This is a genomic window from Streptomyces sp. NPDC020996 (assembly GCF_040641355.1).
Classification (GTDB): domain Bacteria; phylum Actinomycetota; class Actinomycetes; order Streptomycetales; family Streptomycetaceae; genus Streptomyces.
Genome location: NZ_JBFADM010000120.1, coordinates 1 through 9,507, shown reverse-complemented (window position 1 = coordinate 9,507; position 9,507 = coordinate 1). Strand labels below are relative to the sequence as shown.

The 9,507-nt window shown below is 77.3% G+C and carries 6 protein-coding genes; 4 read left to right on the top strand and 2 right to left on the bottom strand.

What is annotated here, in order from left to right:
* Nucleotides 1-1,060, bottom strand: a 1,060-nt coding sequence (locus AB0G63_RS38450; protein ID WP_360760358.1) for a universal stress protein, incomplete at its 3' end; no start/stop codon positions are given.
* A 190-nt stretch (nucleotides 1,061-1,250) separates the two neighbouring features.
* On the bottom strand, nucleotides 1,251-4,094 hold the full coding sequence (locus AB0G63_RS38445; protein WP_360760355.1) for an HAD-IC family P-type ATPase: 2,844 nt from the start codon (nucleotides 4,092-4,094) through the stop codon (nucleotides 1,251-1,253).
* 303 nt (nucleotides 4,095-4,397) lie between these two features.
* On the opposite strand from AB0G63_RS38445, the gene AB0G63_RS38440 reads away from it, so the two are divergent.
* The 4 genes from AB0G63_RS38440 to AB0G63_RS38425 all read left to right on the top strand — a co-directional run bounded on the left by AB0G63_RS38440 (nucleotide 4,398) and on the right by AB0G63_RS38425 (nucleotide 8,315).
* Entirely contained in the window at nucleotides 4,398-5,276 is an 879-nt protein-coding gene (locus AB0G63_RS38440; RefSeq protein WP_360760352.1) for a universal stress protein, read from the top strand.
* A gap of 38 nt (nucleotides 5,277-5,314) precedes the next feature.
* A complete protein-coding gene (locus tag AB0G63_RS38435; protein ID WP_360760350.1) occupies nucleotides 5,315-7,633 on the top strand; it encodes a heavy metal translocating P-type ATPase in 2,319 nt (772 codons plus the stop codon).
* Between the two features lie 112 nt (nucleotides 7,634-7,745).
* On the top strand, nucleotides 7,746-7,874 hold the full coding sequence (locus tag AB0G63_RS38430) for a hypothetical protein (protein WP_360760347.1): 129 nt from the start codon (nucleotides 7,746-7,748) through the stop codon (nucleotides 7,872-7,874).
* Between the two features lie 150 nt (nucleotides 7,875-8,024).
* Nucleotides 8,025-8,315 (top strand): hypothetical protein, encoded by a 291-nt coding sequence (locus AB0G63_RS38425; protein WP_324787733.1) that lies wholly within the window; start codon nucleotides 8,025-8,027, stop codon nucleotides 8,313-8,315.
* Nucleotides 8,316-9,507: the final 1,192 nt, after the last annotated feature.

Sequence of the window (9,507 nt, the reverse complement as noted above, 5' to 3'; positions counted from 1 at the left end):
CGGCGGGAACCGCGGTGCCGTCCACGGCGGGAACCGCGGTGCCGTCCACGGCGGGAACCTCGGCGCCGTCCACGGCGGGAACCGCGGTGCCGTCCACGGCGGGAACCGCGGTGCCGTCCACGGCGGGAACCGCGGTGCCGTCCACGGCGGGAACCGCGGTGCCGTCCACGGCGGGAACCGCGGTGCCGTCCGTGGTGGGGACCTCGGCGCCGTCCGCGCTGGGAGCCACGGCGCCGTTCGTGGTGGGGACCACGGCGACGGGGCACCGCGCGTGCCGCAGCACCGCCCGTCCCGCCGAGCCCTGCATCGCCTCCGCGACCCGGCCGCGGCTGCGCGCGCCGACCACGACGAGCTGGGCGCCGGCGGTCTCCTTCTCGACGGCGGCACCGGTCCGGCCCCTGCTGCGCCGCAGGCGCACGGTGACGTCCGGGTGCCGCTGGCACAGCACGGACAGGGTCGCGGCGCGGTGGGCGGACCTCGTGCCGTCCACCGGTCCGAACGGCAGGTGGGGCAGCTGGCCGTCCACGTGCAGGACCACCAGTTCGACACCGCGCTCGGCGGCCTCGGCGAAGGCGAAGGCCGCCACGGCCCGGCCGGCCGTCGAGGCGTCGTCGACCAGCACGACGGGACCGCCGGGCTGCGGCGTGCCGCGGACCACGAGCACCGGGGAGGAGCCGTGAGCGGTCAGCCGTCCGGCGACCGAGTCGCGCGCCGGCCCGCCGAACCGGCCCGTGCGCGCACCGCCGACCACGGTGAGCGTCGCGTGACGCGACTCGCTCTCCAGCACCGTAGCGGGCTCGCCCACCAGGACCTCGCTCGTGATCGGCAGGCCGGGGGCGACCCGGCGGGCCCGCTCCTCGGCCAGGCTCAGCGTCCCGTTCGGCCCGGCGCCGTCCGGGTCCCACGGCGGCACGCCCGCCGGCACGGGGTCCGAGGGCCATGCGACGGCGTACGCCAGCTGCAGTCCCACCCCGCGCCGGTCGGCCTCCCACGCCGCCGCCTCGACGGCGGCCAGGCTCGACGGAGTGCCGTCCACCCCCACCACGACCGGTTCACGCATGGCAGCTCATCCCTTCTCCGTGCGGCCCGGTCACGGCGGCCGGGTACCGCGGGCGGCAGTCCCCTCGCGGGCAAACCCCTCGGCAGGCGGCCCGGCCGCGGCGGGGTTCGCGCCTGCCGCATCCAGCGTCGGGCCGCCGTTCCGCTGCCGCATGGGCCGTACGGGCCCCGGGGGCCCCACCGACCGGCCCTCAGCCCGCGGCCGGGCACCGGGCCGGGCGGGAACCGACGGCCCGCACGAGCAGTTCGACGACCAGCACGGTGGAGGCGGTCAGCAGGCACAGGGCCCACTGCGCCGCCCCGAGCGGCACGGTCCCGAACAGGGTGCGCATCCACGGCACGTGGACGGCCGCCACCTGTACGGCGACGATGCCGGCCAGGCACAGCCACAGGGTCCGGTTGCGGAGCTGGTGGCGGCCCAGCACGGGCCCGTCGTCCGCGCGGGCGTTGAGCGAGTTGAACGGCTGGAAGAGGACGAACGTGGTGAACGCCATGGTCAGCGCGGTGTCCGTGCCGTAGGCGGAGCGGGCCGCGGCGAGCAGGACGACCGTCCCGAGGGCCATGACGGCTCCGGCCCGGCCGATGGCGCGCAGCCGGCGGGCGTCCAGGATGCGCTCCGCCGGATCGCGCGGCGGCTGCCGCATCACGTCGTCGCGGGCGGGGTCCACGGCCAGCGCCATAGCGGGCGGCCCGTCCATGATGATGTTGACCCACAGCAGCTGGGCCGTCGTCAGCGGCGCGGGCAGCCCGGCCAGGGAGGCGCCCAGCAGCGTGAGGATGGCGCCGATGTTGGTGGCCAGCTGGAAGCGCACGAACTTGACGATGTTGTCGTAGATGGCGCGTCCCTCGCGCACGGCCCGCACGATCGTGGAGAAGTCGTCGTCGGTGAGCACCATGTCGGCGGCTTCCTTGGCCACGTCGGTGCCGGTGCGGCCCATGGCCACCCCGATGTGGGCGGCCCGCAGCGCCGCCGCGTCGTTGACGCCGTCGCCGGTCATGGCGACGATGTGGCCGCGGCTGGACAGCGCCCGCACGATGGCGACCTTGTGCTCCGGTGCGACGCGGGCGAACACGCCGATGTCCTCGATGCGCGCGGCCAGTTCGCCGTCGGTCATCCGGTCCAGGTCCGCGCCCGTCGCCACCTCGCCGCCCAGCCCCAGTTCGCGGGCGACGGCCGCCGCGGTGTCGGCGTGGTCCCCGGTGATCATCTTGACGGCGACGCCCGCCGTTCGGCACAGCGCCAGCGCGTCCCGCGCCTGCGGCCGGGGCGGGTCGGCGATGCCGGCGACCGCCGTCAGCGTCAGCCCGCCGCGGCCGCGCGCCGGGGCCGCGCCGTCCACCACGGCGCCGGCCGCCCCGAGCACCCTGAGACCCCGGCCGCCCAGCCGCGAGGCGGCGGCGAGGATCTCGCTCCTGCGCCGGTCGTCGAGGTCGCGTACGCCGTCGTCGGTGAGGACGGAGTCGCACAGCGGCAGCAGCACGTCCACGGCGCCCTTGACCTGGACCAGGGTGCGGCCGCCGGGTTCGCCGGGTTCATCGGGTTCGTCGTGGAAGGTGGCCATGTACTTGACGGCCGCGTCGAAGGGCACCTCGCCGGTGCGCGGCCGGCGCGCGCGCAGCCCGTCGACGTCCACCCCGGCCTTCACGGCCAGCACCGCCAGCGCCGCCTCGGTGGGGTCCCCGACGGGCCCGCCGTCGGCCAGGCGCGCGTCGTTGCACAGGGCGAAGGGCGCCACCGCCGTGCGCAGCGCTTCGGCGTCGGCACCGGCTCCGGCCACGTCGCCGCCGCCGTCGTCACCGTCGTCACCGTCGTCGCGGTCGTCGCGGTCGTCGCCGTCGTCGCTGTCGGCGCTGTCGGCGCCGTGCGGGCGGAGGGCGCCCGCGGTGTCGTAGCCCTCGCCCGTGACGTCGAAGAAGCGGCCGCGGGTCCACAGGGTCCGCACGGTCATCTCGTTGAGCGTCAGGGTGCCGGTCTTGTCGCTGCACACGACCGTCGCCGAGCCGAGGGACTCCACCGAGGCGAGGCGCTTGACGACGGCGCCGCGGCGCGCCATGCGGTACACCCCGAGCGCGAGGGTCAGGGCGAGGACGGCGGGCAGGCCCTCGGGGATGGCGGCGACGGCCAGCGCCACGGCCCGCAGCGCGATGTCCCCCGGCGACTCGCCGCGCAGCAGCGAGATGACGGCGTAGACGACGACCGCGACGCCGCTGAGCAGCGCCAGCCGCCGGCCGAGGCTGTCCAGCTGGACCTGCAGCGGCGTGGGCGGTTCGGTGCTGGTGCGCAGCGACTCGGCGATGGCGCCGAGTTCGGTGCGCATGCCGGTGGCCGTGACGATCATCTCGGCACGGCCCCTGGTCAGCGAGGTGTTCATGAACAGCTCACCGGTGCGCTCGGCGAGCTGCACCGGGGCGTCCGTCTCCCCTCCGACCACCGCCAGGTTCTTGGCGACGGGCTGCGACTCACCCGTCAGGGCCGCCTCCGCCGCCTCCACCGACTCCGCCACGACCAGCCGCCCGTCGGCCGGCACGCGGTCGCCGGCCTCAAGCACCACCACGTCGCCGGGGACCAGGTCCGCCGCGTCCACCAGCCGCTCCCGGCCGTCGCGGCGGACCCGGGCGGTGGGCACCAGCATCCGGCGCAGCGCCTCCAGGCTGCGCTCGGCGCGCCGTTCCTGCAGATAGCCGAGCACGGCGTTGATCTGCAGGACGACGGTGATCACCACGGCGTCCTTGACCTCGCCGATCGCCCCGGCGACCACGGCCGCGACCAGCAGGACGCCGATGAGCCAGTTGCGGAACTGGTCCAGGAACTTCAGCCACTCGGGCCGCCGGGCCGGTTCGGCCAGCCGGTTGGGCCCGCAGGCGGCCGCCCGGTCGGCGGCCTCGCGGGAGCCGAGTCCGCGGGCCGGGTCGACCCCGAGCCGCGCCGCGACCTGCCGGGGCGCCATCCGGCAGGCGCCGGGCAGCCCGGCGGGGCGTTCCCCCGGGGAGCCGGGCCGGACGGGCTCGGCCGTCGCCGGCTCGTTCACGGTCATGATGCCGAACCGTCCGTCCCCGCCGCAGCCGGACCGGTCATCGCAGGCCTCCTTCTCGGTGGGTCCCGAAGGCCGTCGCACGGCGTGCGGCAGTGCCCGGGGCCCGGCGTCGTCGGCCGGGCGGCCCCCGGCTCACTCCTACGCGTCCCACCCTCCGTCCCGCGCCGCCGCGCCGCAGTGGGCCGTCCGGGCCCGAAGAGCACACCGACCGGCCCTCCCTGGTCGGACGCCCCGGGAGGGACCCTGAAATCGGGGAATCACGCGCGGCAGCGCTGCCCCGGCTGTCCGAGTGGGAGGTGCGCCATGACCAGTCGTCCCGTCGTCGCAGGGCTCGACGGTTCGCCGGCGAGCGTGACGGCCGCCTGGTGGGCCGCGCGCGAGGCGGTGGACCGGAAGCTGCCCGTCCTGCTGCTGCACTCCTGGACCACCCAGCCGCTCGACGTGCCCATCGCCCAGGAGGCCCTGAGCAAGCAGCGGTACGGGGGGCAGGTGCTGCAGCGCACCGAGACGGAGCTGCTGCACCGTTACCCCGACCTGTCGGTGACCACCGAACTGGTCTCGGACCCGGCCGCGAAGGCACTCCTGGAGCTCAGTGAGAACGCCGCCATGCTGGTGCTCGGCTCCCGCGGGCTCGGCTCGGTCACGAGCTTCCTGCTCGGCTCCATCAGCCTGCACGTCCTCGCCCTCGCACAGTGCCCGATCGTGACCGTCCGGGCCGGTGACCCGGCCGTCGAGGAGGGGTGGGAGCACCCCGCCGCGAGCGAGCGCGACGAGATCGTGGCGGGTGTGCAGGAGTACGGCCCCGCCTCCGACGCGCTCCTGGAGTTCGCGTTCACCGCCGCCCAGACCCACCGGTGCGCGGTGCGGGCGGTGCACGCCCTGCCGCCCGAGTCCCCGCTGCCTCACCCGCACGGGGCCGCCGTGCTGCACGAGACGGAGGAACACGCCCGGCTCACCGCGGTGCTCGCCCCGTGGCGGGAGAAGTTCCCGGACATCCGCGTGGTGGAGCACATGGCGCAGGGCTCCGCGGCCCAGGTGCTGCTGTCGGCCTCCGAGCACAGCCAGCTCACCGTGGTCGGGCGCCGTCGGCACCCGTCCCACCTCGCCTGGAAGCTCGGGCCGGTCGCGCACGCCGCCCTGCACCACGAGCCCTGCCCGGTCGCCGTCGTCCCGCACGACTGACGGCCCGGGGACAGAGGGGGAAAGAGAAGGAGCACATGATGTCGGGGACACCGCTACGCCGCACGCTGGTCTCGCTTCGGCCTCCGGGGCTCGAACCGCTCCTGCTGGCCGTCACGGCGGCGGCGCTGGTGGTCGGCGGCGTCCTCCGGCTCCTCGGCATGCCGGGCCTCGCCGGCCTGTCCTGGGCCGTGGGGACCGCGGCGGCCGTGGTTCCCGCGGTGGTGTGGGTGCTGGACGCGCTGCGGCACGGGCGCGCGGGCGTGGACGTCATCGCGGTGCTGGCGCTCGGGGGCACGCTGGCCGTCGGCGAGTACCTGGCCGGTGCGCTGATCGCGCTGATGCTCGCCACCGGACGCACCCTGGAGGCGGCCGCCCAGCGGCGGGCCTCCCGTGACCTGCGCGCCCTGCTGGAGCACGCGCCCCGCAACGCGCGGCGGCGCACCGGCGCCGAGGTGCGCACGGTGCCGCTGGCCGAGGTGGCGGCCGGCGACCTGCTGGTCGTCGGCCCGGGCGAGGTCGTCCCCGTGGACGGCCGGGTCGTCGGCGATCCGGCCGTCCTCGACGAGTCCGTGCTGACCGGCGAGTCCCTGACCGTGCGGCGCCCCGAGGGCGAGACGGTGCGCAGCGGCGCGGTGAACGCGGGCGGCGCCTTCGAGCTGCGGGCCACGGCGACCGAACAGGACAGCACGTACGCGGAGATCGTGCGGCTGGCGCGGCAGGCCGGCGCCGAGTCCGCTCCCGTGGTCCGGCTGGCCGACCGCTACGCGGCCTGGTTCCTGCCGCTGTCGGTGGCGGCCGCGGGGCTGGCCTGGCTGGTGTCGGGGTCGGCGGTGCGGGCGGTGGCGGTGCTGGTGGTCGCCACGCCGTGTCCGCTGCTGCTGGCGGCGCCGGTGGCCGTCGTCTCCGGTCTGTCCCGCGCGTCCCGCCTCGGCGTGGTGATCCGCGACGGCGGGGCGCTGGAGAACCTCGGCCGGGCCCGGACCCTGCTGCTGGACAAGACCGGCACCCTCACCGGCGGGCGCCCGCGGGTGCTGGACGTGGTGGCGGCGCCCGGGTGGCAGCCGGCCCAGGTGCTGCGGCTGGCCGCCTCGCTCGACCAGTACTCCCCGCACGTCCTCGCGGAGGCCGTCGTCGGCGCCGCCCGCGGGCGGGGGCTGCACCTGTCGGTGCCCTCGGACATGACCGAGGAGCCCGGCACCGGGGTCACCGGCGTCGTGGCGGGACGCCGGATGGCCGTGGGCCGGCTCGCCGAGCACGCCGAACGGCCGGACTGGGCGCGGGCGGCGGACAACCGGGCCCTGCTGGACGGGGCGGCCGTGGCCTGGCTGAGCGTCGACAAGCACCCGGTCGGCGCGGTCCTGCTGCGCGACCCGGTGCGGCCGGACGCGCCGCGGACCCTGCGCAGGCTGCGATCGGCCGGGCTCGACCGGCTGGTGATGCTCACCGGCGACCGCGCCGAACCCGCCCGCGAGGTCGGCGCCGTGCTCGGCCTCGACGACGTGCGGGCCGGGCTCACCCCGGCGGGCAAGGTCGCGGCGGTGCGGGCCGAACGGGAGTCCGCCGTGACCGTGATGGTCGGCGACGGCGTGAACGACGCGCCGGCGCTGGCCGCCGCGGACATCGGGGTGGCGATGGGCGCCCGCGGTTCCACCGCCTCCTCCGAGGCCGCCGACATCGTGCTGACGACGGACCGCGTGGACCGTCTCGCCGACGCGGTCGCCATCGCCGTACGGTCCCGGCGCATCGCCGTGCAGAGCGCGCTGGGCGGCATGCTGCTGTCGCTGGCCGCCATGGCCGCGGCCGCCTTCGGGCTGCTGCCGCCCGCCTTCGGTGCGCTGCTGCAGGAGGGCATCGACGTCGCGGTCATCCTCAACGCCCTGCGCGCGCTGCGCGACGACCGGGCCGAACGGCCGCAGTTGCAGCCCGCCGCGGAGGCCCTCATCCACCGGTTCGCGGCCGAGCACGACGATCTGCAGGACGTCCTGGAGGCCGTGCGGGACGCCGCCGACCACCTCGCCGAGGGCGCCGGTCCGCGGTCCCTGGCGCCGGTGACCGAAGTGCACCGGCTGCTCACCGAGCGGCTGCTGCCGCACGAGTACGCCGAGGAGCACGAGCTGTATCCGGCGCTGGCGCCCGCGCTCGGCGGTCCCGAGGCGACGGCCACCATGAGCCGCGCGCACGCCGAGATCGAACGCCTCTCGCAGCGCATCGCCACCCACCTCGCGCTCGCCGGACCGGACGGCACGCTCGCCCCCGAGCAGCTCGACGACCTGCGGGCCAGCCTCTACGGGCTGCACACGGTCCTGCGCCTGCACTTCACGCAGGAGGAGGAGAACTACTTCTCCCTCGCCCGCTGAACGACACCCGGAGTCAGGGGCGCCGGCGGGGACCGGTCCGCAGCCCCGGGCCGCGGCCGGCCCGCCGACGCACTGCCCGAACGCCTGGGATGTCGTCCAGGACGACGGCAGCATGGGGCACTGGCACTGCTGGGGCTTCGCGCTCGCCCGGCAGGACGCGGCGCGCGGCGTCCGGCGGGCGCGTCCGTCGGTGCGGTCGGATCCGGCGACCCGGCTGCTCTCCGGCGCCGAGGCGGCATGACCGGCACGGGGTGTGCGGGCGAGGGCCCGGTGGACCGTGCGGAGGGCCGGTCGGCCCATGCCGTACCGGCTCCGGGCCCCGGCAGGATGGCGGCATGCCCTGTCCGTCGCCGGCCGTGGACCGTCGGCAGGACTTCCGGAGGTGGTTCCCATGAGCGCGCTTCCCTCCCGCCGGTCGGACCGGCGTCCCGCGACGCTGCTGCATCTGCCGTGCGCCGAGCGCACTGTGGGCGTGGAGGCCGCGCTCGTGCTGCCGACGGTGATGGTGCTGGTCGTGGAGGACGCGTGCGCCGTGATCGCGCTGCGGGACTGGCAGCGGCGCGAGCCCTCCCGCCGGCACCCGCTGGCCCGCCGCCGCTGGCGCGCCGAGGGCGAGCGGCTGCGGGCGAAGAAGGCCCGGATCAAGGAGCTGGCCGCGCAGTCCCTGGACACACCGGACTGACCGCGCGACGGCCCACCCGACACCACCGGACCCGCCTTCGCCCCCGTCCGCCAAGGAGCGGCCACCGGCCATGCGCCGCGGCACCGGCCGGAGGGGCCTCCGCCGCACCGGCGACAGGCAGCAGCCTCGGGCGTGGCGCGGGCGGCCGCCGCCGACCAACTCGGGCCGATGCGGCACGCACCGCCGCAGCGGGCCGCGAGCACGCCACCGACGGCGACCGCCCGCCCCGCCGGTGGCGAGCGGAGGCACGCACCACCGGCCGACTCCGACCGCAGCCATGCCGCCGCCCGCCCCCTGGCGAACGCTGCACACACCGTCGGCGGCAGGGCTTCCGCCTACCCCGGGCGAGAGGCCTACAGTGGTGTGCCTGGCGCGCACAGAGACGCCGGCGACCGACTCGCGCCGATACAGCCCGCGCGATCGCCGCCGCCTCTCGCGAACGCAGCGCAGCGCAGTGCGGTGCAGTGCAGCCTGCCACCGATCGCCTCCCGCGGCAGACCACGGCACCGGGCCGACCTCTCCCGCCTGCCGAGCGGCACCGGCACGGCACGCGTGCCGACGGCAGCGTCCGCGGCACCGACCGTGCCCTGGCACTGCTCCGGTGCCGAACCCCCGTGGCCGACGGCGGCGCTCCCCGGGCCCGGGTCGGCTTGCGGCGCGCTCCTCGGTCTCAGGGCACGGGCTGGCCGCGCCGGGAACGAGGCGGCTGCACCGGGGACGGGACGACCGTGGGAGGGACGGGGCGAACCATGGCGAGCGCAGGCGACCGCGCCGACGACGGGCGACCGCCAGGGACGGGCGACCGTGGCGGCACGGGCCGACCACGCCGGGGACCGGGCGACCGCGCCAGGAACCGCGCAGCAACCACGCCGGGGGCCGGCGGCCGCGCCGGGAACGCGGCGACCATGGCGAGGGCGGGCGACCGCGCCAGGAACCGCGCAGCAACCACGCCGGGGCCGAGCAACCACGCCGGGGGCCGGCGGCCGCGCCGGGAACGCGGCGACCATGGCGAGGGCGGGCGACCGCGCCAGGGACCGGGCGGCCGCGCCGCGGAACGGGCGGCCGAGGCGGGTACGGGCGGCCGAGGCGGGCGCGGACGGCCGAGGCGGGCGCGGACGGCCGAGGCGGGCGCGGACGGCCGAGGCGGGCGCGGACGGCCGAGGCGGGCGCGGACGGCCGAGGCGGGCGCGGA

Bases quoted from the DNA above. Each gene is read 5' to 3' on its own strand.
- AB0G63_RS38445 (WP_360760355.1), bottom strand. From the start codon at position 4,094: ATGACCGTGAACGAGCCGGCGACGGCCGAGCCCGTCCGGCCCGGCTCC.
- AB0G63_RS38440 (WP_360760352.1), top strand. From the start codon at position 4,398: ATGACCAGTCGTCCCGTCGTCGCAGGGCTCGACGGTTCGCCGGCGAGC.
- AB0G63_RS38435 (WP_360760350.1), top strand. From the start codon at position 5,315: ATGTCGGGGACACCGCTACGCCGCACGCTGGTCTCGCTTCGGCCTCCG.
- AB0G63_RS38430 (WP_360760347.1), top strand. From the start codon at position 7,746: ATGGGGCACTGGCACTGCTGGGGCTTCGCGCTCGCCCGGCAGGACGCG.
- AB0G63_RS38425 (WP_324787733.1), top strand. From the start codon at position 8,025: ATGAGCGCGCTTCCCTCCCGCCGGTCGGACCGGCGTCCCGCGACGCTG.